The sequence below is a fragment of the Dyadobacter alkalitolerans DSM 23607 genome (assembly GCF_000428845.1).
In the GTDB taxonomy this organism is placed as follows: domain Bacteria; phylum Bacteroidota; class Bacteroidia; order Cytophagales; family Spirosomataceae; genus Dyadobacter; species Dyadobacter alkalitolerans.
This window is the reverse complement of sequence record NZ_AUAS01000006.1, coordinates 342222-366854: the sequence shown is the minus strand read 5'-3', so window position 1 is coordinate 366854 and position 24633 is coordinate 342222. Positions and strand designations below refer to the sequence as shown.

Below are 24633 nucleotides of genomic sequence, written 5' to 3'. Positions count from 1 at the left end.
AAAATCATGAAAAGGAAAATATTCATATATAATGTGGCATTAGCCGCCGGTTTGTTTTTCACGAGTGCCTGCGATAGCAAACTAGACGTTGACCCAACACAAAGTATCGACGAAACGGCAGCATTAAGCACATCGAAAGACGTAGAAGTGACGCTGATCGGCTGTTACGACGCTTTGCAGGATGTTGACGTTTATGGTGGTGCTTTTCAATACGCCTCTGAGCTTCTGGGCAACAATGATGAGATCGCCTTCGGCGGGACATTCAGGAATATGCTCGAAATATCTGCCAGACAGCTTACTACACAAAATTTAACTGCCGAATTGATCTGGCGCGACTCCTATATCGCGATCAACCGCTGCAACAATGTGCTGTCAGCGCTAAGCATTGTGGACGAAGAAAAGCGGGCACGCATCGAAGGCGAAGCGAGATTTATCCGTGGTTCGTTGTATTTCGACCTTGTAAGATTGTATGCTAAAACCTGGGGCGACGGCGATAACGCAACAAATCCCGGCGTTCCGCTCGTACTCAAACCAACACGCGTTGTGACTGAGGAAGATAAACTGGCGAGAAACTCAGTGGCCGAAGTGTATGCGCAGGTTTTGGAAGATTTGAATGCAGCAAAATCGCTGCTTCCCGAATCCAACACCATTTACGCGACAAAATACGCCGCATCGGCTCAGCTCTCGAGGGTTTATTTACAGCAAAGCAATTTCGCTTTGGCGCGCGATGAGGCTAATACGGTTATTTCATCGGGCAAATACACCCTGAACAGCGACTTTGAATCACTATTCTACACCTTCTTAAACAATGGTGGCGCCAATCCTGCTGAATATATTTTCGCGATGATTGTGACACAACAGGACGGTGTAAATGATTTGAATACATTTTTCGGAACTACCATTGATGACATTCCGGGAACGGGCGGACGCGGTGATATCCGTATTTTGAATAAGCACAGGGCACTTTATGAAGCAGGCGACAAGCGCGGCGAATTTTTCCTGACGCCAACCAACAATACATATACGCAAAAGCATCTTGATAATTTGGGTAATGTATTGCAGTTCCGCTTGGCCGAAATGTATCTCACACGCGCAGAAGCAAATTTTCGGCTCGGAACTGTCGTAGGGGCGACGCCGCTAGCCGACATTAACCGCATCAGGGCCAGAGCCGGACTGAAAGCGACAACGGCTGTAACACTGGCTTCCATCCTGAAAGAGCGCCACTTAGAACTCGCTTTTGAAGGCCTGGCGCTCCATGATGCAAAACGGAATAAGCAAAACATCAGCACAATCCCCTATAACTCTCCAAGACTGATCTTCCCTGTCCCGCAACGGGAGATCGATGTAAACCAGAAACTGGTTCAGAATGAGGGTTATAATTAAGGGATTTAACAAAAGGTGACTTCAGGAATAATAAAAAAACCACTTCTGCCTGGAAGTGGTTTTTTTTAGTGCCTTATACAAAAACAAATGTATGATGTCATTACTGCCAGCTGATCCAGGATTTGGCATCCTTTGCGCTGACCATATCATACGTTGATGAAGAAGTCTGGATAAGATAATAGCCGCTCGGTTCATATAGCAACTTAGCAGTTTCTACTGCGGGCCCCGTCGTAGGAACTTTGTCGAACGTTCCTGCTTCGCGAAAAATGATACGACCATCGCTGGCAAAAGTCGGTGTAGCGGGCGCAAAACCGTAAATAAGTCTTAGCGCATCATCTTCAAAAAATATCGGACCGAAAAGGTCATAAGTTGCACCATATCCAGGCTGGTAAATGACAAAAGCGTATTGCGCTCCACCTTCCTTCAAGTCTTGTATTTTAAATGCGTCGTCGACCCCATTTACATGAAATCCTTGCAGTGAACGCCAGTCTCCGCCCGATTCAATCGGCTCTTGCCACCATCTTCTGGACGCCGCCAGATCCACGGATAGCGGCTTGGTGGCACTTACTACGGTTCCTTTTAAACCAGCCCCGGTAACCCCGACCTGGCCCGCATTGGCATTCCATGTTACATTTGTAAAGCCGTTGATCGTTTGTGAACCATTGACCAATGGCGAAGCAAATGCCACGCCTGCCTCTGTAAAGTAATAATTGCTGGTAAAAACTTTCGGTATGTTTCCATCCAGCCACGTCATCTTAATGGTTCGCGTACTTGGGCTTAATGTGATTTCATAAGTTACATTTCCCAAAGTGACCCTTTTAAAATAGGCCTGATACTTTGTGATATTGTTGAACAAAGCGCCTTTTGCCAGATTACCCGCCACATATGATGCTGCCTGCGCCTGGGTTGCTTTGGTTAAAACCATTCTGCTGTTATTTTTCCTGCCAACAAGCGTAATCGATTCCGCTTTAACCGAATCCGGGAAGATGCTGAACTCGAAATCAGACAACAGCCCGTCACCGCGCACACCGCCATTTACCTCCTCGTCCGGATCAGACAGAATGTGGAGATAGGAATAGGTATCAAAGATCAGAACCGGCGTTTGCACTGCTTTCAGGCGGTAACTGCTTTCCTTTGGTTTGGCAGCAGACTCATCGGAAAAATCGGAGTACATGGTGACGCGGTTCTTAGCATCGAATTTGAAATGAAAACCGTAAGTCCCGCCACCGCCAGGGTAAATAACTGCATTCCAGCCATATGGCGACTCCACAAGTTGCTTTTCGTAGGATGTCAGCGCTGCGTTCAGTCGCGCATCGGCTGTTTCTTCAAACAATGTGTCGTCGTTATTTTCACAAGCCGTGAGAGAGACGCATAAAAACAGCAGATATAAAATGGATTTTTTCATCCGGAAATATTTTGAAATACAATTAAAAAAGCTTGTTCATTGATCCCCTAACCCTGTTTTGCAGGCTATAAAAGTCAATTTTCCAGGTGTTTTTATAATAAGCGACCACGATCGCTTCCTTTTGTCTTAATGCCGCTTGCGCCTGCGCTTTGGTCGTTCCCCGCGGGCTTGTGCCTTCGGGAATAGCATTTACAATTTTGTCAAAACCGGCTTTTCCTTCCGTCAGCATCATGGCGATCATTTCCACAAAATCCTCATCGAAGTTCAGCGAACTGTAAGCCGTAATGAAGCCATCCCGGCGCGCATCATTATCCGACCAGTTGATCCAGTTTCCGCCTTGATATAATGATCTTGAAACAGCCTTATATTCAACCGGGTAAAGAACAGTCTGATGCAAAATGTGACCAAATTCATGATGGATGGTATGTAAAAACCAGTCTTTCACAAAGGACGAATCCCGGGCCGCATCATATCCGGCCATTCCTTTTATCTTGAAAAGATTCACCCCAAACAATACAACCTTACGGCCGCCCTCGGCCGTTCCGAGCGTGATCGACCCTTCTGCATTATACTCGTTACTGCCGGATAGAATGAAGAATTTGGGCGAAAATTTGTTATAAAAAACTTTCCCTGCTTCCTGCACATACGGCACAGTCCAGGCTTTTTTAATGGTGCTCAGCAGCGGGACAACTTGTGACTCGTCCGGCGGAACGAGCGTTTTGGTGATGTTACCAAATTCAAACTGGTCCCATTTGTACTTGGCCGAAATGTTATAAGGTGTCACAAGACTGTCCAGGATCCATTTATCGATTGGCCCCTGCACCCATTCGTCACCTCCGAGGCCGGGAATGTCTTCCACCTCCCCGATCTCTTCCTCTTTGCAGCTGCTTAGTCCCACCGTCAGGAACAATGCTGCGAAGAATAATTTATGTAATTGTTTTATCATCATATCATTAAATGCTAAGGATCAACGCTTGTTTTGTTCAATGCCTGCCAATGTAGCGGATTGTGGAATTTGTAAAATTCGTCTCGGATCATTGGCCTGAACCGTGAGCGTGCCGCCATTAACCGTTTGATGGGTCACGGGCAGCGCATAACGCTGCAAATCGAACCAGCGCATGCCTTCCTGAACGAACTCAACACGTTTGAAAGACAAGATTGTATTGATAATCCCGTCCCTGAGACTCCCCGGCCCAAAAAACCGGCGGATACTCGCGGCTGTAACAGTATGCTTATCAGGCTGATAGCCACCGACACGCTTGCTCACAAATAAATTCAGATCGGCCAATGACGCGGCGGTATTTCCCAGGAATGCATTGGCCTCGGCGCGGTTGAAAAGCACTTCCTCCGCCGTGAAAACCGGCAACATGACATAAGGCTGCCCGATTTCCGCATTGACGGATTCTCTTACAAAATACTCATTCAGTTTAGGGATCAGATAATTGTTATCTCCCTGGGAATACAATGGATAAGACCATCCCGGCGAATTATTGATAATATTCTCACTTTCTGAAATTTCCTGCCATTTCTGGAAATTCATTCCAAAACGATAACGCGCAACATGTCTTCCGAAAAGGGAAGCGGTTTCAACGAGCATCAGGTTTGCATTTTGACTTGCCCTTGAATAAGTGTTGTAAAGTTCCTGTGGTGAAAGACTAGAATAGGTTGTGTTCCAGGGGCGGAGGTTATCCACAATGCTGCTGCCCGGAAAAACGGCATTTGCATACTGCACCACTTTGGGATAATCCCTTTTTACCAGATAAAAACGCGCTGCAAATGCATTCGCTGCTGCCCGGTTGAAATGGTATTTCGGAACGGTGTATGAGCCGTCACTGATCAACGGCAAACCTTCAATCAAATCCTGCTCAATTTTCTGATATACACCGGAAACTGTACCTCTTTCATATTTTTTCAAAACAACCGTTTCTGGCTCAGTAACATACGGGACGCCCGGCTCTGTATTCGGCTGACTGGGATCGAAAAATTTGCTGAAAAAATTGACCAGCATGAAATGTGCATAAGCGCGCGCAACCAATGCTTCACCCCGCTGGGCATCATACTGCGACGGATTTGAAGATTTGCTGATAATGTCCAGCGCCTGATTAGCAACAGAAATGGCGCGGTAACATTCCGCCCAGTATTGGTCGGGAGAATCCTGTTCATCGACCGTGGCCTCTACTTCTTCAAAAAGAAAAGATGCGCGGTTCGTCTTATCATCTTCTCCAATGCCCTTGTCTGCAACATTATCGCTCATTGACTCCGCAAAAACAACATAACCTCCTTGCGGGTAGGCTGTCGTGAGCAACTGAGAAACCTGTTGCGGCGTGTTGATCGTGGCCCTGGTACTATCCGGTTCTGTTGAAAGAAATTCTTCGCAACCCGCCAGCATGAAGAGCGGCAGAACGAAAAGTATCTTTTTAAAAATTTTAGTCTTGTTCATATTCAAAAACTTAAAATCATCCATACTGATTACCCCCTTCACGATCATAATGTCAGTTTGAGCGCCACCGTGAATTGCTTCTGGATCGGCTGGGCCACACCACCCGAGTTGAAAAACTCAGGATCCTGTCCTTTCAATTTTTTATCCGCATAAATCAACCATGGATTGATAGACGAAAGCTGAATGCTCGCTCCTTTGAAACCGTATCTTGCAGCAACCACCAACGGCACTTTATATGCCAGTGAGACAGATTTCAATCTGATAAAATCCCCTCTGGCAACGCGCTCGGTTGAATAATTATAGATGTTATAGGGATATGTTCCTGACAGATATTGCTTTTCAAGCATATCGCTGATGGACGGAACAGTTGTTACGCTTTCATCACCTGCCATAACCCACCGATCCAGGAATTCCCTCGGCATGGCATCCAAATCGCTAAATGTGTCCTTGTAAAGCGGGTTAAGACGGATTTTGTTGCCGGCCTGATACGTTAGAAACACGTTCAGCGACAGATCCTTATAAGTTAATGTGTTATTAAAACCACCTGTAAATGGTGGATCTACCGGCCCTTCATATTTGAGGTAACCCACATTCTGATCTTGCAGGTAAACATCCGAACTCACTTCCCCATTTTCGTTCAAAAAGATAGGAACGCCTGTTGTCGGATTCAGTGCGTCATATTTGATAGAAAATAAGCTCCGAACCGGCTTTCCTTTTACATTGGCGCCTTCTGCTTTGACAAGATCAAAAATGCCGGGGCTGTTATCCACATTCGTGATCTGCGTGCGGGCATAACCCACGGTCACACGCGAGCGGAAATCCCAGTCTTTGTTTTTAAATAAAACCCCATCCAAAGAAAAATCCACGCCATAGGATTGCATATCGGCGTAGTTGGCCACTTTGTAAATCTGCCCTCCGATCCCCGACGTCTTGATTTGATCGATCAGGTCAAAGCTGTTTCGAATGTAACCGTCCACGCTCAGGTTAATGCGATTAGCCAGAAACCCAAGATCCAATCCCAGGTTTCCGCTGTAAAGCTTCTCCCAGGTCAGCTCTGTGTTTTCGAGAGAAGCAAGCTGTATAGCAGACTCTTTTTCATCATTGTAAGGACGTCTGGTAATGATGCTCTGGAACAATGCTGCTGAGTTGGTCGCCGGGCCTGTGTCCGCAGAAAGTCCATAACTCGCGCGCAACCGACCCATACTGAGCCATTTAAACCTTTTTATAAAATTCTCACGGTCAAAATTCCAGGAACCTGCTACGGTGTACGTTGGCAGCCAGCGCGCTATGGCCGACTTTCCGAAGCCGTTGGAACCGTCGTAGCGGACATAACCTGTGAAATTGTACTTGTCGTCTAATGTATAACCGGCGCTTCCGTAAAATGCGGCGAAACGCTCGTAATCCATCCGCATGCCGTAATATTGGAAATTGGCTTCAATGGTCTGTTTCAAGATCCGGTAATCCACAAACGGCGTCCCACCCTGCCCATATTGAAAGCCATAACCGGTGTTATTGGAATTTTGCCGGTTAGTATATTTAATTTCCTGCCCTGCCAGCACATTGACAGCGTGCCGTTCATTAAAATTTTTATTGTATCTAATGTTGTTACGAATGTTATAAAACAACATCTGATCCTCGTTCCGGTTGTAGAAACCACCGCTGGGGAGCACAACCACAGGATATGCATTGGGCACATCGGGATCGGTGTAGAGATATTTGTTTGCTAATGCAATCGTCGAGTTATCCGCCGCGCGATATGCATTGGCCATATTGGAATTTTCGGTGATAATGTGCTCACGGCCCGTTTGAATGTAGCGCAGCGCACCTATAAAATCATAGGTAATGTTATCCGTGATTTTATAAGAAAAATCACCCTGCAATTTGATATCGGCCAGATTAATCTTGATCCGGTTGTTTTCCAGCTCCGATACAATGTTAAATGGTGCGAAGTTTCTTCTGAAAAATTCGAGGTTTCCATTTTCGTCATATGCAGTCAGCGTCCTGCTCGTATTGAGCGCATAGCTGAAAGGATTAATGTCGAAATCCCTGTCAAACTTGCCTTCGACCGGATTGCTTCTACGGCTCAGCGAACCAGGCGCTTCCTGTCTTCTTACGGAAGCAAGCGTCAGCAGCCCAAGCGTAATTTTCGGTGAAAGCTGGTAATTGTTTTTAAAGTTTAATGTGTATCGCTTGACCTTATCAGCAATTGTCCAACCATTATCATCAAGATAACTGGTTGATACATAAGATTGTGATTTGTCCGTCCCAAATGAAACGCTTACGGAATGTTCCTGAATGAAGTTTTGCTTGAAAAGGACATCAAACCAGTCGGTATTGGTCCGGGCGTATCCCAGCAAGAAATTTCGCTTCGCTTCCTGCGTATTGGCAAGGGGAAAATTTCCCTGATCGTCGCCCGCGAGGGAATTGTAATATTTGCCATAAACACCATAATCGGGTTTGGACAGGACGCTGGAAGTAAGGAAGCCTTTTCTTTCGAGCTCACCCAGCACGGACATTTGCTGAGCGGAGTTCATAATGTTGAAATTCCTGTAACTGGGAGTCAGCTGCGTGCTGAAATTCCCGGAATACGTAATGACAGGCTTGCCGCTTTTTCCTTTTTTCGTAGTGATCACGATTACGCCATTCATGGCTCGCGCACCATAGAGCGCGGCGGCAGCAGCGTCTTTAAGAATATCAAACGTCTCAATATCAGCCGGGTTAACCCCTGCCACTGCGGAACCTAGCAATGTTGTAGGATCGCCGCTTGAAAGCTGATCATTGGAAATGTTCACAATATCTTCCTGCACGACACCGTCAATCACCCATAATGGCTTGTTATCGCCATTTAAGGAAGTTGCGCCGCGAATCCGCACTTTGGGCGCAGCGCCGAATGTTCCTGAAACGTTTTGGACAGAAACACCTGCTGCACGTCCTTCGAGCATCCGGCTAACATCGGGCAGACCGTCGATCTTGACATCGTCCGTTTTTAATGTTACAGCCGATCCTGTAAATTTATTTTTATCAATTTGCTGAAAACCAGTTACTACTACATCCTGTAACCCCACTGCATCCTCGGCGAGTTCGATAGAAACACTTCTCGCAGCTTTAACTTCTTTGGGCAAAAATCCGATCATTGTTACCACTAGCGTGGCACTCTCATTCACTCCTTGGAGCACAAACTCACCTTTTTCGTTCGTTACCGTGCCTTTTTGCGTTCCTTTCACCCTGACAGTGGACCCAACAAGCGTTTCACCGGTAGAGCTTTTTACAACCCCCTTGATGTCAATATCCGCAGTGGATATTGTATTTGAAAAAACAGAAACTGAACTGGAAAGGAAAACGAAGAATGCAAGCAAAAATGAAAGCCGACTCAGGCCACTGATCCGATAGAGAACATTCATATAGAACAAAGTATAAGTCTAACGCAAATTAATGGGTTTCCGCCAGGACGGATTTAATGATTAATTATCTCAATAATACGCAGAAAAACGGAACGATATGGAGGGGTGGCGCTAAACTTTCGCTTTGCAATTAATAAAACTTTCTGTACTCAAATTTATTGTGATGTAACCGGGCGTTTTGGGCGTTTTTTTGACTAATTTTTTTTCTCTGTCAAAACGGAAGTAATGCGGTTCAATTCGTCAACTTTATAGGCAAAATCGCCCTTCAACATATCCCTGACAGCCTTTAATTGTTCCATTGCCGTTTCCAGATTATCTGGCAACGCTTCCCCTAAAACCTCTTTCAAACGCTTGGCGAGCGTCGGGGACATTCCATTTGTGGAAATCGCCACTTTCAAATTCCCTTTCCTCACCACCGAAGACAGATAAAAATCGCAGATCGCGGGCGTATCGGCTACATTGACAAGCATGTTCCGCGACCTGGCTACGCCGGCGATCCGGGCGTTTTTCAGCTTATCATTGGTTGCGACAATAACCATGTCTTTCGTGTCAAGATCCGCATCCTCAAACCTGCGTTCAATTAAACTTATCCGGGAATTCAGGCTTGCTATATCGCGTATTTCCTGGCGGATGTCGGGAGAAACCAGCGTAACATTGGCGAGGGGCGAATTGTCCAGCACCGCTGTGATTTTTTCAAGTCCCACATATCCTCCACCCACGATAAGCGTATGCAGGTTTTCAAGTTTAAGGAAGATCGGGAAGAGATTGTTCATGTTCAAATTTACATTAAATCTGACAATAACGTCGTTATGCACTGGCTTTTATAACTATTCCAACAAATCCACTTTTTCTATCTCCCACTTTCCCCGTACCTTTGCGGCATGATCGCGATTACCAACCTCAGTTACTTTCTTGGCGACCGGGCACTCTACGATAGTGCTTCGCTGCATATCAAGCCCAAACAAAAAATCGGCCTTATCGGTCTGAATGGCACAGGAAAGTCAACATTGCTTAGAATGATAAACGGGGAATTTCAGCCGGATGGCGGAAATATCTCCAAATCGGGCGACTGTACCATCGGTTTCCTAAACCAGGATTTGCTTTCTTACCAGAGTGATGATTCCATTTTGTCCGTGGCCATGCAGGCTTTTGAACGGCAGAATGTGTTGCAGATCCAGATGGACAAGATCCTGCACGACATGGAGCACAATTATACGGATGCACTGGTAGATAAGCTGGCTCGGGTTCAGGAAGAATTTGAAGCATTGGACGGTTACACCATTCAATCCAAGGCAGAAGCGATCCTGGAAGGCTTGGGTTTTGTTACAGATGATTTACACAGACCATTGAAATTGTTTTCCGGGGGTTGGAGAATGCGGGTGATGCTGGCAAAGTTGCTTTTGCAAAAACCATCATTACTCATGCTCGATGAGCCAACCAACCACTTGGACTTACCTTCTATTCAGTGGGTTGAGAAATATGTTCAGAGTTACGAAGGCGCTGTGATCGTGGTTTCCCACGACAGGCAATTTTTGGATAACACCATTGATACAACGGTTGAAGTTGCCAATGGAAAGCTGAATTACTACGCCGGAAACTATTCCTACTATATGGAGGAAAAAGAAGAGCGCAACGAAATTCAGCGTGGTGCTTATGAAAATCAGCAGGCCAAAATTCGCCAGACCGAACGTTTTATCGAGCGTTTTAAAGCCAAAGCAACCAAATCGCGTCAGGTTCAGAGCCGTGTGAAGGCATTGGATAAAATGGAGGTTGTGGACCAGGTGATCGACGAGAATGCGAAAGTGCATTTCCGTTTTCAGTTTACTACGCAACCTGGAAGACACGTTTTTCAATTAGAAGATGCTTCTAAGGCTTATGGTGATAAGGTTATTCTGGACGGCACCAACATTAGCATGGAACGCGGCGATAAGATCGCGTTGATCGGAGCAAACGGACGCGGAAAGTCAACCGTGCTGCGTGTTGTGGCTGGAACAGAGCCGATTGAAGGAAAAAGAAGATTAGGGCACAATGTTTCTTTTACATTCTATGCACAGCACCAGCTGGAATCGCTGAATGTGAACCATAACCTCATTGAAGAGCTCAAATATGCTAATCCTAACAAAACGGAGACGGAGTTAAGGACCGTTCTAGGCTGTTTTCTTTTCTCAGGCGATGATGTTTTCAAGAAGATTAAGGTCCTTTCGGGAGGTGAAAAATCGCGGGTTGCCTTAGCGAAGGTTTTGCTTTCACAAGCCAACTTCCTGCTGCTCGATGAGCCTACTAACCACTTGGACATGCAGTCGGTGAACATTTTGATCCAGGCTTTGCAGCAATATGAAGGCAGTTACATCGTGGTTTCCCACGATAGATATTTTGTTGAGAACATTGCGAACAAGATCTGGTACATTGAAGATCACCAGATTAAGGAATATCCGGGAACATATCATGAATACGAAGTGTGGGTGGAAGAGCGGGGATTGCAGTCTGCGGTGAGCGATAAAGCAACGGTTAGCAGCGCGCCTCCGCAAAAAGCGTCTCAGCAACCTGCTTCTAACGGCAATGCTTCAAAAAACAATGGCAAGCCCGTTTCCAACGAAGATTCTCAAAAAATAAAGAAAGCACAGAAGCAGATCGAGGAGCTGGAATCAACGATCAACAATCTCGAAATTAAAAAGACCGAAACAGAAGTAAAGCTCGCTAATCCAGAGATTTACAATGATGCAAAAGCACTTGCCGACTTAAACCGCTTCTATGCTGACATTAAGCAGAAGCTGGATCAAAGCACGGAGACTTGGGAGAATCTGATGCTGGAAGTGGATGCGCTGGCTGGGAAGTGAGATTTAATGTTATGAAAGCAGAAAGGGAAATCGTTTGATTCCCCTTTCTGCTTTTAATGTCTAATTCAATCCAATAGTTCGAGCATAAACGTCTTTCAGCTCTATCTGGACATTAATGTTTGTCAATGTGATCCGCTCGTTAATGTTGTTGATTTCTGAATTCAACAACCAAGTGCCGTCTTCGTTTTTCTGAAAGACCTCGACGGAAATTGATAAGGAATCAACAAGGATATAGTCCGTCAATGTTGGGATTGATCTGTAAAGCCGAAATTTATCACCCCTATCATATGCGCTTGTAGATTTAGACAATACTTCAATAATTACAGATGGGTTGATTAATGTGTCCTTATCATTTTGAGAGAACTCCGGCTTCCCGCAAAGGATTATTATGTCAGGATAAGTATAAAGACCGTTTTGGGGAATATGCAAGCGCATGTCACTTGAAAAATTTTGACAAGATCGGCCTTTCAGTGCCATGTAAATTTCCCCTGATAGGTTTGCCATAATCCGATTGTGATTAGGACTTGCCCCCGCCATCGCAAATATCTCTCCCTGGTAATATTCGCTCTTATAATCGGCTTTCCTTTCCAGCTCCAAATACTCGTGTTCTGAATACATTTTAATAGTCTGTGCGATCATGTTGGATAATGTAAGTTAAAAAATAGTTGCCAGCGTGCAAAACACGTTTGGCTATTCAGACGTACATTACATAAAAAGTCACAGGATAATTTTAATGATTTATTATGAGGTTGATTTCGCTTTTTTTGTGGTTTGGGTTAACGTATGGAAATGCGAATGCGCAATCTCAAAACATCAGATTGGAAGATTTTATATATAATGATAAAATAAAGACCGTTTTACTTTATCCTGCACTTGATGATCCCGAAAACCCAACACGTCTGCTTACGCCAGCAATTAAGCCGCTGACCAGTGCCGCTCCATTGGTTTTAGAGTTTGACGACTTAACGGGTCAATTTGAAGGTTACCGAGCAAAGATCATCCACTGCAATGCGGATTGGACCAAATCGAATTTAAATGACATCGAATTTACATTTGAATTCAACGAATACCCGATCAATGATTATCAGCAGGCATTCAGCACTAAAGTGCCTTATTTTCACTATAAACTTGAACTGCCAAAGCTTAAACTGTCAGGCAACTATGTCATTTATGTTTATTCAGACCGGGACCGGAAGCCTGTCCTGAGCCGGCGTTTCATGCTTTATGAATCGCGCGTAAATATCGATGCAAAAGCGCGTTTTTCACAAGGAATTCAGCAGCAGTTCTCTGATCAGCAGATTGATTTTGTAGTCGATTATAAAGGATATCCGTTGAATGCACCACAAACAGATTTGAAGGTGGTGCTCCGGAAAAACTTCCGTTTCAATGAGATAAGGACTAATTTTAAACCAACCAATGTCAGGCCTTTTGATCAGATTCTGGAATACACATTCTTCGACCTTGAAAACACTTTTCCTGGTGGAAACGAATTTCGCTATTTCGATAGCCGCAGCCTGACCGGAAGAGGTTTTGGCGTTAATGAAATCGAGCGGTCGGACGAATTTACAAGGCTGATGTTATTCCCTGACAAGTCCCGGGCTAACAATGCATACATTCAAACGGACGATTTCAATGGCCAATACATTGTAGATCAACGTGAATCAGGCAACGGAAGTGTCGAAGCTGACTATACGCCTGTCCTTTTCACATTGAGAACCCAACAAGACCCCGAGGCCACATTTTACGTCAATGGCGCATTTAATCTTTGGCAACTTACGGATACTAATAAGATGACTTACAATGCGGCGACAAATGCTTATGAAGTTGAAATGATGATCAAACAAGGCGTCATCAATTACAATTACACAATGGTCAAGGCGGGACAAACACCGGATGAGGGATACATTGAAGGCAATTATGGCGCAACAGAGAATGATTATGACATCCTCATTTACCATCGCCCGCAAGCCGGAAGAGCCGATCTGCTGATCGGTTACCGCACCGTGGAATGGAACAGAAGGCGCTAAAAGGCACAAAAAAAAGAGCGACCATTGAGCCGCTCCTTCATCATTGAAATTCTTTATTATACATTAAAACGGAAGTGCATAATATCACCGTCCGCTACGACATATTCTTTTCCTTCAACAGCCATTTTACCAACTTCTTTCACACCTGCTTCCGTTTTATATTGCTCATAATCAGCAATTTTGATAACTTCTGCACGGATAAAACCTTTTTCAAAATCGCTGTGGATCACACCAGCAGCTTGTGGTGCTTTCCAGCCTTTTTCAATGGTCCAGGCTCTTACTTCCTTCACTCCGGCTGTGAAATACGTAATCAGGTTCAGCAGTGAATAAGATGCTTTGATCAATTTACTCAAACCTGATTCTTTCAAACCATATTCTCCCAGGAACATTTCATGCTCTTCCGGATCTTCAATTTCCGAAATCTGTGATTCGATAGCTGCACAAAGGACAATTACGTCTGCGCCTTCATGTTTCACAGCCTCGCGCAATTTTTCAGAATACTCGTTGCCGGTCAGCATTGAGTTTTCATCCACATTGGCAACATAAAGAACAGGCTTGGCAGTCAGCAATTGCAAATCACCGATCACGGCTTCTTTGGTTTCTGCATCAATCACCACGCTGCGGGCATTTTTGCCTTCTTCCAGCGTTGCTTTGTATTTTTTCAACCATTCCAGTTCTGCTTTCGCTTTTGCGTCACCGGCACGGGCTCCTTTTTCTGTTTTCTGAATTTTTTTCTCAACAGATTCAAGGTCTTTCATCTGTAATTCAATGTCGATGATCTCTTTATCAAAAACAGGATCCACGCGACCTTCCACATGCACCACGTTTTCGTCCTGAAAACATCTTACAACATGCACAATGGCATCAACTTCCCGGATATTGGCAAGAAATTTATTCCCTAACCCTGCTCCCTGGCTTGCGCCTTTCACAAGGCCGGCAATGTCAACGAATTCTATGATGGTTGGTATAACCTTCTGCGGACTTACCAGTTTTGTAAGAACATCCAGACGCTCGTCTGGCACGGTTACCACGCCTACGTTCGGTTCTATTGTACAAAAAGGATAATTGGCGGCTTCGGCTTTACCGGTTGAAATGGCATTAAAAAGAGTGGATTTCCCTACGTTCGGTAATCCCACGATCCCACATTGAAGACTCATGTTATAATTTATGCAGTTAAAAGCAGGTAGTTTTCCATGCAACAATGCAAAGAGCTCCTGTCTGCCAGATGATAATTTACAAAATTACCACTTAGCGAGTAGAAAAACCAAAAGCCTTCGTAATTGATTGCGAAGGCTTTTTCATTCTGTTAATTTTTTTAATCCCACTTAAGGTCCGACTCTCCAACTACGTCCACTTCATCGGCCTTGGTTTCAAACTGAGAAAAGTCAACTTCCGGCATCAACTCTGTTTTCACATGATCCACGGCATCCTTCAAAGCATCAACGAACTTATCAAAATCCTCTTTGTATAAAAACATCTTGTGTTTTTCATACGTGAACCCGTCTCCCTGCGGATGACGACGACTTTCCGTGATGGTAAGATAATAATCGTTGGATCGCGTCGAGCGAACATCGAAGAAGTAAGTCCGTTTTCCTGCCCTGACCCTTTTGGAGTAGATTTGCTCTCTGTCTTCCACTATGTTAAGTTTTAAATAGGTTTTCAAACGCTAAAATATAAAGTTTATTGCTGCTAACAAAAAAACAAGAGCATATTAGCAATTTGTTAGTATTGACTAGTACATTTTTCATGTAGCGCTCTCACTTTTGCTTTCAGAATTGCTCTTTTTTAAAAAGTTTTTATTAGTTTTGAAATTCGTGGGTTTCCAATTTCTCGGCAAACTCCAAATAAACGGTATGAAATAAGGGCTTTTACCTTATTTATGTTTCACCTAAAACCACAGATATGACTTATAATCGTATCCTGATTCTTATCCTGTTAGCTTTCGCTTTCACGCCTGAAACCTTCGCACAGGTTAAACTCGGCAAAACTGAAACTGGTCACGCATCCTATTACGCAACCCGGTTCAACGGCAAAAAAACCTCCTTTGGAGAAGTGCACAAAAGCACAGAATTGTCAGCAGCTCACAGAAGCTACCCGCTTAATACGATGCTCGAAGTAACGAATCTGGACAACGACGAAAAAGTAATTGTAAGAGTTAACGATCGCGGACCTTTCGCAAAAAACCGATTGGTGGATCTTAGCAACGAGGCCGCCAGATTACTTGGCATTATTGCAAAAGGTGTTGCCAATGTCTCCATCCGCGTAGTAGGCATGGAAGGAATGGTGCTCCTTGATCCGAATGAACAAATTGACGCCAGATCGGGAAAAGTAGTCGCTATGCGCGGCAACAGATAAAGCAATTTCAGAATGAACAGCCGGCAACTTGATCTAGCAAAAGTAAGGGAGTTTGGCAATCTGGAATTTCTGGCAAAACAACTTGTGGAAGGCTTTATTACGGGCCTCCACAAATCCCCGTTTCACGGTTTTTCCGTTGAATTCGCTGAACATCAGCTTTATAACACAGGGGAGTCCACCCGTAACATTGATTGGAAGGTCTATGCCAAAACAGACCGCCTTTATGTTAAACGTTACGAGGAAGAAACCAACCTCCGCTGCCATTTACTGCTCGATACTTCCTCTTCAATGTATTACCCCGAGGAAAGTTATGGTAAAATGACTTTCAGCGTCATGGCAGCAGCAAGCCTCACATATCTTTTGCAAAGACAAAAAGACGCGGTAAGCCTCTGCACATTCTCCGAAGACATTGAAATCCAGACGGCTGTAAAATCAACGCCGTCGCACGTGCACAAGATTATCCTGGAACTGGACAATGTGCTGCAAAGCAAAAGGCCGCTGACAAAGACTTCTGTTGCCAATGTGCTGCATCAGATAGCGGAAAAAGTCCATAAGCGCTCGCTTGTTGTGATTTTCAGTGATATGTTCGACAATCTGGAAGAGGCCGATAAGATTTTCTCAGCCCTGCAACATTTAAGGCACAACCTCCACGAAGTCCTACTTTTCCACGTTACCGACCGTCAAACCGAAGAACTCTTCGCTTTCGAAAACCGTCCTTACGAATTTATCGACCTTGAATCGGGCGACAGGGTTAAGGTCCAACCGGATCAGGTAAGGGAATCTTACAAAGGATTTGTGGGCGATTTTTATCAAAAGCTTAAACTGAAATGCGGCCAGTATAAGATCGACTTTATCGAGGCGGACATTGCAAAAGGCTTCGATCCTATCTTAATGGCCTATTTGGTGAAACACGCTAAAATGAGGTAATTTTTTCAGAAATTTGATCGCAGGTCCTTCCCTATTTGCTATCAGATATGAAAAAAGATTTTACTCCCATCTTCTATTTCGCCTTTACTTTATTGTTACTGGCAGGCTGTAAATCTGCTGAGAAATCGCTTAAAAAGGGTGATTTCGACGAATCTGTCATCCGGGCAGTGGATAAGTTGAGCAACAATGCCACACACAGCTCGTCCATTGATGCGCTTAAACAAGCCTATCCCCTGGCGCTCGAACAACATTTGAATGATATCAAGCAGAATAAAGAATCCGACGACCTGTTTAAATGGGAAAATGAGTTACAATCCTACATCAAGCTAAACAGACTTTTTCAGGCGATTGATCAGTGTACTTCCTGCGCTAAATTGGTGGCTGCCCGAAATTTTGAACAAGAAGAAAAGGCAGCCAGAAATAATGCCGCATATGTCCGCTATAAAGCAGGCCAAACATTGCTGGCGATAGGCGATCGGGAAAACGCGCGAAAGGCTTACGAGCATTTTGAAGTGGTTAATAACCTGATCCCGAACTTTAATGATGTAGAGAAAAAGCTCGAACTGGCTTATGAGGTGGCTTCTTTTAAGGTGGTTGTGGAGCAGGTTTTGGTCACTTCACGCACCTACCAGTTAAGCAATGAATATTTTCAGGAAAGGGTCAATGAATATCTCCAAACCAATAAGCGGCTGAATAAATTCGTGCGATTTTATATGCCCGAAGAAGCGGCCAACCTCAAACTTGAACCGGACCACATTATCAGACTGCAATTCGATGATTTCGTCGTGGGAAATACGCTGGTGGAAAAAAATACTGAGGTTGTGATTAGTAAAGACAGCGTAAAGGTGGGTGAGAAACAGGTCGGCAGAACAAAAAAGCCTGTTTACGATAAAGTCACAGCCAAGCTCACGCAAAGTCGCAAAACTGTTCTCTCTGCCGGGTTACTAGATATGCAGATCATGGATTTCAAAACGAAGCGTGTGGTTACCCAGGAAAAATTCAATGGTGAATACAACTGGATGTGTGAATGGGCTTATTTCACTGGCGATGAACGCGCGCTAACCCCAGCCCAGCTCCGGAAATGCAAAAGTCAGGAATTAATGCCTCCTCCTCGGCAGCAACTATTCATAGAATTCAGCAAACCGATTTACGAACGCCTTACCAGCAAGCTGCAAAGTTATTATGCAAAATACTGATAAGGTGTTTTCCATAATGTCTGCATTAAGTGTTAAGAAAGAGCGACATGAAAAGCTCATCCAAGCTTGCCACTGCGATCACTTCAATCCTGAATTTTTTCAAGTCCAATCCTCTGCTGTTGTATTTTGAAATATAAACTTTTTTGAAACCCAATTTTTCTGCTTCAAAAATCCGGTTTTCGATCCTGCTAACAGCCCTCACTTCGCCCCCAAGCCCCACTTCTGCAGCAAAACAGACGGATGCCGGAATGAATTTATCTTCATAAGAAGAAACAATAGAAGCAATCACCGCCAGATCAATCGCGGGATCCTCCACTTTTAATCCACCCGCAACATTTAAAAACACATCCTGGACGCCTAAGCGAAAACCACCGCGCTTTTCGAGAACTGCCAGCAACATTTGAAGCCGCTTTCCGTCAAAACCCGTGCTGCTTCGTTGCGGCGTTCCATAATTGGCAACGCTTACAAGAGATTGTATTTCAATTAATAATGGGCGGTTCCCCTCCATCATGGAGCCTATGGCAATGCCGCTAACAGGCTCGTCGCGCTGCGAAATGAGGATTTCGGATGGGTTACTAACCTGCCGTAAACCTGAGCCATGCATTTCATAAATGCCCAATTCGGAAGTGCTGCCAAAGCGGTTCTTTACGGTTCTGAGAATGCGGTAAGTGTTGTGGCGATCGCCTTCGAACTGCAAAACGGTGTCCACCATATGTTCCAGCACTTTTGGTCCGGCGAGCGAACCGTCTTTGGTAATGTGCCCGATGAGAAAAACAGGAACGCCCATTTCTTTGGAATATTTCATAAACTCAGCCGTACATTCTCGCACTTGCGACACGCTGCCAGCGCCCGACTCAATGTAAGTGGATTGCATTGTCTGAATTGAGTCGATGATCAGGATCTCAGGTTGGAAATCTTCTATTTGCCGAAAAATGTTTTGTGTATGTGTTTCAGTGAGGATAAAGCAATTATCACTTTTAGAATCCATCCGCTCTGCCCGCATCTTAATCTGCTGGTCAGACTCCTCTCCCGAAACGTATAAAACCTTCTTGTTTGAAAGCGTAAGTGCAATTTGGAGCATTAACGTCGACTTCCCGATTCCGGGCTCACCTCCGATCAAAACCAGCGAACCCTGGACAATTCCACCTCCCAGCACGCGGTTCAGTTCTCCGTCGAATGTTGTGATCCTCGGCTCGTTCTGATATTCAATTTCAGCAATAGAACGCGGCCTGCTGGCCAGATTAACGCCTTTCCAGGCAACGGCTGTCTTTTTATCTTCTTTTTCAATGACTTCCTGAACAAAAGTATTCCATTCCCCGCACGACGGGCAGCGACCCACCCATTTGGGTGAATTATACCCACATTCCTGACAAAAATAAGCTGTCTTGGCTTTGGCCATAAGTAGAAAAGTAATATTTATATATCCTTAAAGACTAACACGATTTACCCAATAATTATCTAAATATTTGTACGTTTCAATCACAAAATCAAAAAAAATATGGGCCGGGTATAGTTTTTTATTTTTTGGCGTTATTAACCGGTTTTACTTAAAAAATTATATTATCCATGAACATCCTGAAAAAAGTAGCTTGCCTCTGCCTGTTATGCTTGATTGCCATAACATCCGCGCAAGCACAGAAAAAAGGTTTTGCGTTCGGTATTAAGGGTGGTGTGAATTTATCGCGCCTGACGATGGGAAATGTTTTTACAACGAGATACGACGCTGCGGGGAATCCCTACCTGGGATATGATGGCAAGGAAGTGAAGGATAATCTGAAACAAAGCTTTGATACAAGAACCGGTGCAGTAGGCGGGATTTACGCAAGATTCGGCCGTACATTATTTATTCAGCCCGAAGTGCTTGTTTCCACCAAAGGAGGTTCATTTGAAATCGTTAAGAATCATCTTGAAACACCCGTAACGGAAAGAATTAATGTCAAATACAGCAACATTGATGTGCCTTTGCTCATCGGTTTCAAAGGCGGTCCGTTAAGGATTTTGGCGGGACCCGTAACTTCATTCAGAATTGGTGATAATCAGCGGTTAAGAGATGCTTTTGAACATTATACTTCGGACCTGAACAATGCAATGTCTGAGGCAACATTCGGATATCAGCTGGGCGCTGGCCTGGATATCGGCAGTTTTAGTCTGGATGTGAGAAGGGAAGGTTCATTTACAAATCTTGCATCGTTCCAGGTGAATGGACAAAATGTTGGAAACGGCAACGAGTCTGTGAAGCAAAAGATTAAATCCTGGCAGGTGACGCTTGGATTGAAGATATTCTAGTGACAATGAGCGAATGAGCCAATGAGTGAATATTCTAAAGCACTATTTTTTCACTCATTCACTCACTAAAACAAAACAAGCAGCCTTCGATCTATGCGATGGCTGCTGTTTTTATGAATAACCCACTAATTTAATTCACCAAAAGCTCTTATGCGGAGATGCGCAGGTTGGTATGATCCAACATTCCGGAAACCTCTTTGATTTTCCTGCGTGAAACCACCACTTCCTTGCCGCAAGACAATTTCAGCATGCGATCATCTTCAAGACGTGCAACCACGTAATCCGAATTTACCATGTAAGATTTGTGCACACGCATGAAGTTTTGATTTAATTGACCGGCCAGTGATTTCAAAGTCTTGGAAACCAGATATTTCTTGCCGGTGTTCGTATATATGAAAGTGTAATTGCCTTCGCCTTCCAGGAAAGTAATTATCTCAGGAGCTAAGTAAACGGTCCGTCCCATTGATTGTACGGAGATGAAAGCGGCGCTGCCATTGATTGGTTTTGATGACAGGTTGCGGTGTGTAAAGCTTGGAAAGTTTTTCATGGTAATAGAGACTAATATGTTTTGTTTTCTTGTATTCAAAATTAGTACATAGCGTATATTCAGAAAATACGTAGAAGTACGCATGTGTTTGCAACTAATTCATTTACAGTATTTTAACATTTGCAGAAAACGGAAAAGACGTAACTAAACTTGGTTAAATGCGTAATTTTACCTACTCCCAAAATCTTAGCCGCAATAGATTCACATCACTAGGCCGAACTTTAATTATCTTTGCACCGCTTTTTGGTGTGAATCCTGATACATACCAGCCTCCAATCATTTGATAACAACAATAGTTTATGGTTACCGAACGCGTTAAAGAGTTAATTTCGGAAATAGAACAAACTGCAGTCAACAGCAAAGACCAGTTGGAAGCTTTCCGCCTTAGATATATCAGTAAAAAAGGTGTCGTATCAGAATTGTTCGACGGGTTGAAAAACATTCCTCAGGAAGACCGTCGCGCGGTTGGTCAGGAACTGAACACGCTTAAAAATCTTGCACAAGACCGGTTTCAGGAATTCAATGCAGCCATTGAAAACGCTGTCGATGCGAATCCGGAAATGGTTTTTGACCTGACTTTACCAGTCGTTCCTAACCAGCAGGGAAGCTTGCACCCATTGACCATTGTAAGAAGGCGGATTATTGAGATTTTCGAAAGAATGGGTTTCAATGTTTCCTATGGACCTGAAATTGAGAAGGATTGGTATAATTTCAGCGCTTTGAACTTTGCAGATAACCACCCTGCGCGCGAAATGCAGGATACGTTTTTCATTTCAAAAAGCCAGGGAGAAGTTAAGGACGACGTGCTGTTGCGCACGCACACTTCCAATGTGCAGGTGAGATTAATGGAAAGACAAAAACCGCCGATCCGGTCTATCATGCCTGGGCGTGTTTTCAGGAATGAGGCTATTTCGGCCCGTGCACATTGTGTTTTTCACCAGGTGGAAGGGTTATATGTGGACCGAAATGTGAGTTTCAAGGATCTGAAAGACACATTATATCATTTTGCAAAAGAAATGTTTGGTAAGGAATCAAAAATTCGCCTGCGTCCCTCCTACTTCCCGTTCACGGAACCAAGCGCCGAAATCGATGTGACGTGTTTTATATGTAAAGGAAAAGGCTGCAACATTTGTAAATATTCCGGCTGGGTAGAAATCGCAGGCTCGGGAATGGTCGATCCTAATGTGCTTACAAACTGCGGAATCGACAGCGAGGAATACACTGGTTTTGCATTCGGGATGGGAATTGAGCGGATCACAATGCTCCGTTACGGAATCAATGACCTGCGTTTGTTTACAGAAAACGATGTGCGCTTTTTGAGGCAGTTTGAAGGCGCGTAATGGCCATAAGACTTAGGATATAGCAGACAAAAAAAGGAAATGCCGGATTCAGCATTTCCTTTTTTTATATCTCAAAATCTCGTTTCCAAATAGTAAGGAAGCATTCTTTTCCAGACCCACCATTCATGCGGCATATCGGGTCCCCAGATGTCCAGCTCGTGCGGAACATTCTTTGAAGTCAGGATCGATGAGATGGCCCTGGAATATTCGGGAACCTCATATGCACCTGAACCTGTGACGAAGTGGATGTGGCGGCTATCGCGATACATCGAAAGATGCCACTCGGCTTTCAATTGCGGCAGATAATGCACTGGAGAATTGAAATACACATTATCATCGTAATAACCGTCTGTATACTGGCTCAGATCGTAACATCCGCTCATGGCTATGATGCCGTGGATGTAATCCGGATGCTTGAAAAACAGGTTAGCGGCATGCATTGCACCAAAAGACGCGCCTACTGTTATGATTTCGTTGTCCTGGCTCGAAGTATCCTTGATAAAAGGGATCACTTCTTTGATTACATAATCATTAAACAGCTGGTGCCGCACGGCCTTATCGTAGCCATGCATATAGGGGTTCATCCAGCTTTCCGAATTGATACTGTTAATGCAATAAACTTTTACTTTTCCTGCATCAATAAAAGGTGCAATGCTCTCTATCAGTCCATTTTGTTCATATTCCAAATAATCCGAAGCTGCCGTGGGAATCATCAACAAGGCTATTCCATAATGTCCGTAGACTGCAATATCCATATTCTCATTCAGCGCCGGACTATACCAACCGGTTACTTCACGTTGCATTGTTCTATCATTTAAGTTGCTTTATATATTGATAAAATCAGGCAGTCAACAATTTTGGTTTAAAGAATAAATAAACCAGCATCATTAACAGCCTGCCAGCAACTGTTAATGATAAATTAATACAACACCCAAGTATCCTTGCCTCCTCCGCCTTGTGACGAATTTACGACCAAAGAACCTTTACGCAAGGCTACCCGCGTCAAACCACCCGGGATAACACTGATATCGTCACCATATAATATGTATGGGCGCAGATCCACGTGCCGGCCTTCCGCATGTCCGTCTACCATGCAAGGCACACGAGATAATGAAATCGTGGGCTGCGCAATGTAGTTCCTCGGGTTATCACGTATTTTTTGCCTGAACAGCTCGTGTTCTTCTTCCGTTGCTTTGGGGCCGATGAGCATACCATAACCTCCTGCTTCATTAGCTTCCTTCACCACGAGCTGAGAAATATTTTCGAGCACATAATCGAAATCTTCCTGCTCCCCGCAGATGTAGGTTTTCACATTAGGAATGATAGCCTCTTCTCCCAAATAATACTTGATGATACGCGGAACGTACGCATACACAACCTTATCATCGGCCACACCAGTTCCCGGCGCGTTCGCTAATGCTACACGGCCTTTTTTATAAACCTCAAAAATCCCAGGAATTCCAATCAGAGAATCGGCATAAAATGATTCGGGATCCAGGAAAGTGTCGTCAATCCGGCGGTAAATTACGTCTACGATTTGCAGTCCGTTGGTCGTCCGCATCTTTACATATCCATCCGAAACCACCAGGTCACGCGCATCCACCAGCTCGACGCCCATTTGCTGCGCCAGATAAGAATGTTCGAAATAAGCTGAGTTATAGATTCCGGGCGTAAGCACAGCTACTGTCGGATTAGGACGGTCGGCCAGATGCTGTAACATTTGCAGCAACCGGGTAGGATAATCCGAAACCGGCCTTACGCCAGTCCTGGCCAGCACGTCCGGGAAAATTTGCTTAGACAACTCCCTGTTTTCCAGCATATAAGAAACACCGGAAGGACAACGCAAGTTATCTTCCAAAACCATAAATGTCCCGTCATCGCCTTTGATGAGATCGGTGCCGGTAATGTGGCACCAGATTCCTTTTGGCGGTTTCAGGCCGATACAAGGTTTCAAAAAGCATTTACTGGATTCGATAAGCTCTCTCGGCACAACGCCGTCGTTCAGGATATTCTGTTCATTATAAACATCGTCAATGAACATGTTCAATGCCTTAATGCGCTGTTTCAGACCGGTTTCGAGCCATTCCCATTCTGCATTCGAAAGCACGCGCGGGATAATATCTATGGGCATGATCCGCTCAGTTCCTTCACCTTCGGAATAGACATTGAAAGTTATTCCCATCGAAAGCAATGCACGTTCGGTAGCCAGCTGGCGGTTGGTAAGGTCGTCGTGTGTGAGGTTTTCAAATTTGTTCTTTAAATGTTCGTAACCCGGCCTTATCTCCCCATCAGCTGTGAACATTTCATCGAAGAAATTTTCGCTTTGATAATTAGAAAATGAAAAATTCATACAATACAAAATTTGAATAAGTATATATCAGTTGTTTACAAAACAATATATGGTCAATCTTTCAACTAACAAACAAATAAACTGATAAATACGAGGTTATGCTAAATATTAAATTCATGCCTTTCGTTTAATGCAAACA

At 44.3% G+C, this 24633-nt stretch carries 20 protein-coding genes; 8 read left to right on the top strand and 12 right to left on the bottom strand.

What is annotated here, in order from left to right:
- Window positions 1-6 precede the first annotated feature (6 nt).
- On the top strand, window positions 7-1383 hold the full coding sequence (locus G395_RS0114805) for a RagB/SusD family nutrient uptake outer membrane protein (protein ID WP_026630765.1): 1377 nt from the start codon (window positions 7-9) through the stop codon (window positions 1381-1383).
- 100 nt (window positions 1384-1483) lie between these two features.
- On the opposite strand, the gene G395_RS0114800 is transcribed toward G395_RS0114805, so the two are convergent.
- The 5 genes from G395_RS0114800 to G395_RS0114780 all read right to left on the bottom strand — a co-directional run bounded on the left by G395_RS0114800 (window position 1484) and on the right by G395_RS0114780 (window position 9402).
- Window positions 1484-2788: a DUF4302 domain-containing protein gene (locus tag G395_RS0114800; RefSeq protein ID WP_026630764.1), complete on the bottom strand. Its 1305-nt coding sequence runs from the start codon at window positions 2786-2788 to the stop codon at window positions 1484-1486.
- Between the two features lie 22 nt (window positions 2789-2810).
- Window positions 2811-3737, bottom strand: a complete 927-nt coding sequence (locus tag G395_RS0114795; RefSeq protein ID WP_084439630.1) for a zinc-binding metallopeptidase — start codon at window positions 3735-3737, stop codon at window positions 2811-2813.
- Window positions 3738-3755: 18 nt separating this feature from the next.
- On the bottom strand, window positions 3756-5228 hold the full coding sequence (locus tag G395_RS0114790; protein WP_026630762.1) for a RagB/SusD family nutrient uptake outer membrane protein: 1473 nt from the start codon (window positions 5226-5228) through the stop codon (window positions 3756-3758).
- Between the two features lie 44 nt (window positions 5229-5272).
- Entirely contained in the window at window positions 5273-8629 is a 3357-nt protein-coding gene (locus G395_RS0114785) for a SusC/RagA family TonB-linked outer membrane protein (RefSeq protein WP_026630761.1), read from the bottom strand.
- A 194-nt stretch (window positions 8630-8823) separates the two neighbouring features.
- On the bottom strand, window positions 8824-9402 hold the full coding sequence (locus tag G395_RS0114780; protein ID WP_026630760.1) for a precorrin-2 dehydrogenase/sirohydrochlorin ferrochelatase family protein: 579 nt from the start codon (window positions 9400-9402) through the stop codon (window positions 8824-8826).
- 108 nt (window positions 9403-9510) lie between these two features.
- Here G395_RS0114780 and G395_RS0114775 point away from each other — a divergent pair, with 108 nt between their 5' ends.
- A complete protein-coding gene (locus G395_RS0114775) occupies window positions 9511-11466 on the top strand; it encodes an ABC-F family ATP-binding cassette domain-containing protein (RefSeq protein ID WP_026630759.1) in 1956 nt (651 codons plus the stop codon).
- A gap of 60 nt (window positions 11467-11526) precedes the next feature.
- On the opposite strand, the gene G395_RS0114770 is transcribed toward G395_RS0114775, so the two are convergent.
- Window positions 11527-12105, bottom strand: a complete 579-nt coding sequence (locus G395_RS0114770; RefSeq protein WP_026630758.1) for a Uma2 family endonuclease — start codon at window positions 12103-12105, stop codon at window positions 11527-11529.
- Between the two features lie 104 nt (window positions 12106-12209).
- On the opposite strand from G395_RS0114770, the gene G395_RS0114765 reads away from it, so the two are divergent.
- Window positions 12210-13493, top strand: a complete 1284-nt coding sequence (locus G395_RS0114765) for a type IX secretion system plug protein (RefSeq protein ID WP_026630757.1) — start codon at window positions 12210-12212, stop codon at window positions 13491-13493.
- A 56-nt stretch (window positions 13494-13549) separates the two neighbouring features.
- On the opposite strand, the gene ychF is transcribed toward G395_RS0114765, so the two are convergent.
- Both ychF and G395_RS0114755 read right to left on the bottom strand, forming a co-directional pair.
- A complete protein-coding gene (gene ychF / locus G395_RS0114760; RefSeq protein WP_026630756.1) occupies window positions 13550-14650 on the bottom strand; it encodes a redox-regulated ATPase YchF in 1101 nt (366 codons plus the stop codon).
- A gap of 158 nt (window positions 14651-14808) precedes the next feature.
- Window positions 14809-15156 carry a DUF3276 family protein gene (locus G395_RS0114755; RefSeq protein ID WP_026630755.1) on the bottom strand — a complete coding sequence of 116 codons (348 nt, stop codon included), beginning with the start codon at window positions 15154-15156 and terminating at the stop codon, window positions 14809-14811.
- A 239-nt stretch (window positions 15157-15395) separates the two neighbouring features.
- Between G395_RS0114755 and G395_RS0114750 the strand changes: the two genes are divergently transcribed.
- From G395_RS0114750 to G395_RS0114740, 3 genes are read left to right on the top strand one after another with little or no spacing between them, the layout of a single operon-like run.
- Window positions 15396-15848, top strand: a complete 453-nt coding sequence (locus G395_RS0114750) for a septal ring lytic transglycosylase RlpA family protein (RefSeq protein WP_026630754.1) — start codon at window positions 15396-15398, stop codon at window positions 15846-15848.
- A 12-nt stretch (window positions 15849-15860) separates the two neighbouring features.
- Window positions 15861-16775, top strand: a complete 915-nt coding sequence (locus G395_RS0114745; protein WP_026630753.1) for a DUF58 domain-containing protein — start codon at window positions 15861-15863, stop codon at window positions 16773-16775.
- 47 nt (window positions 16776-16822) lie between these two features.
- Complete coding sequence (locus tag G395_RS0114740) at window positions 16823-17971, top strand: hypothetical protein (RefSeq protein WP_026630752.1); 1149 nt, start codon at window positions 16823-16825, stop codon at window positions 17969-17971.
- Between the two features lie 25 nt (window positions 17972-17996).
- Here the strand turns inward: G395_RS0114740 and radA are convergent, their stop codons facing one another.
- On the bottom strand, window positions 17997-19370 hold the full coding sequence (gene radA / locus G395_RS0114735) for a DNA repair protein RadA (protein ID WP_026630751.1): 1374 nt from the start codon (window positions 19368-19370) through the stop codon (window positions 17997-17999).
- A 167-nt stretch (window positions 19371-19537) separates the two neighbouring features.
- On the opposite strand from radA, the gene G395_RS0114730 reads away from it, so the two are divergent.
- The gene (locus tag G395_RS0114730) at window positions 19538-20257 is read left to right on the top strand and encodes a porin family protein (RefSeq protein WP_051350173.1); all 720 of its coding nucleotides are present in this window, start codon (window positions 19538-19540) and stop codon (window positions 20255-20257) included.
- A 148-nt stretch (window positions 20258-20405) separates the two neighbouring features.
- On the opposite strand, the gene G395_RS29450 is transcribed toward G395_RS0114730, so the two are convergent.
- Window positions 20406-20804 carry a LytR/AlgR family response regulator transcription factor gene (locus G395_RS29450; RefSeq protein ID WP_051350172.1) on the bottom strand — a complete coding sequence of 133 codons (399 nt, stop codon included), beginning with the start codon at window positions 20802-20804 and terminating at the stop codon, window positions 20406-20408.
- A 299-nt stretch (window positions 20805-21103) separates the two neighbouring features.
- Here G395_RS29450 and pheS point away from each other — a divergent pair, with 299 nt between their 5' ends.
- Entirely contained in the window at window positions 21104-22144 is a 1041-nt protein-coding gene (gene pheS / locus G395_RS0114720; protein ID WP_026630749.1) for a phenylalanine--tRNA ligase subunit alpha, read from the top strand.
- A 71-nt stretch (window positions 22145-22215) separates the two neighbouring features.
- Here the strand turns inward: pheS and G395_RS0114715 are convergent, their stop codons facing one another.
- Both G395_RS0114715 and G395_RS0114710 read right to left on the bottom strand, forming a co-directional pair.
- A complete protein-coding gene (locus G395_RS0114715; protein WP_026630748.1) occupies window positions 22216-22947 on the bottom strand; it encodes an esterase family protein in 732 nt (243 codons plus the stop codon).
- A 116-nt stretch (window positions 22948-23063) separates the two neighbouring features.
- On the bottom strand, window positions 23064-24494 hold the full coding sequence (locus G395_RS0114710; protein ID WP_026630747.1) for a circularly permuted type 2 ATP-grasp protein: 1431 nt from the start codon (window positions 24492-24494) through the stop codon (window positions 23064-23066).
- Between the last annotated feature and the right edge of the window lie 139 nt (window positions 24495-24633).

Bases quoted from the DNA above. Each gene is read 5' to 3' on its own strand.
- G395_RS0114785 (WP_026630761.1), bottom strand. From the start codon at position 8,629: ATGAATGTTCTCTATCGGATCAGTGGCCTGAGTCGGCTTTCATTTTTG.
- ychF (WP_026630756.1), bottom strand. From the start codon at position 14,650: ATGAGTCTTCAATGTGGGATCGTGGGATTACCGAACGTAGGGAAATCC.
- G395_RS0114730 (WP_051350173.1), top strand. From the start codon at position 19,538: ATGAACATCCTGAAAAAAGTAGCTTGCCTCTGCCTGTTATGCTTGATT.
- radA (WP_026630751.1), bottom strand. From the start codon at position 19,370: ATGGCCAAAGCCAAGACAGCTTATTTTTGTCAGGAATGTGGGTATAAT.
- G395_RS0114765 (WP_026630757.1), top strand. From the start codon at position 12,210: ATGAGGTTGATTTCGCTTTTTTTGTGGTTTGGGTTAACGTATGGAAAT.
- G395_RS0114745 (WP_026630753.1), top strand. From the start codon at position 15,861: ATGAACAGCCGGCAACTTGATCTAGCAAAAGTAAGGGAGTTTGGCAAT.
- G395_RS0114800 (WP_026630764.1), bottom strand. From the start codon at position 2,788: ATGAAAAAATCCATTTTATATCTGCTGTTTTTATGCGTCTCTCTCACG.
- G395_RS0114750 (WP_026630754.1), top strand. From the start codon at position 15,396: ATGACTTATAATCGTATCCTGATTCTTATCCTGTTAGCTTTCGCTTTC.
- G395_RS0114710 (WP_026630747.1), bottom strand. From the start codon at position 24,494: ATGAATTTTTCATTTTCTAATTATCAAAGCGAAAATTTCTTCGATGAA.
- pheS (WP_026630749.1), top strand. From the start codon at position 21,104: ATGGTTACCGAACGCGTTAAAGAGTTAATTTCGGAAATAGAACAAACT.
- G395_RS0114775 (WP_026630759.1), top strand. From the start codon at position 9,511: ATGATCGCGATTACCAACCTCAGTTACTTTCTTGGCGACCGGGCACTC.
- G395_RS0114740 (WP_026630752.1), top strand. From the start codon at position 16,823: ATGAAAAAAGATTTTACTCCCATCTTCTATTTCGCCTTTACTTTATTG.
- G395_RS0114770 (WP_026630758.1), bottom strand. From the start codon at position 12,105: ATGATCGCACAGACTATTAAAATGTATTCAGAACACGAGTATTTGGAG.
- G395_RS0114795 (WP_084439630.1), bottom strand. From the start codon at position 3,737: ATGATGATAAAACAATTACATAAATTATTCTTCGCAGCATTGTTCCTG.
- G395_RS0114790 (WP_026630762.1), bottom strand. From the start codon at position 5,228: ATGAACAAGACTAAAATTTTTAAAAAGATACTTTTCGTTCTGCCGCTC.
- G395_RS0114805 (WP_026630765.1), top strand. From the start codon at position 7: ATGAAAAGGAAAATATTCATATATAATGTGGCATTAGCCGCCGGTTTG.
- G395_RS0114715 (WP_026630748.1), bottom strand. From the start codon at position 22,947: ATGCAACGTGAAGTAACCGGTTGGTATAGTCCGGCGCTGAATGAGAAT.
- G395_RS29450 (WP_051350172.1), bottom strand. From the start codon at position 20,804: ATGAAAAACTTTCCAAGCTTTACACACCGCAACCTGTCATCAAAACCA.
- G395_RS0114780 (WP_026630760.1), bottom strand. From the start codon at position 9,402: ATGAACAATCTCTTCCCGATCTTCCTTAAACTTGAAAACCTGCATACG.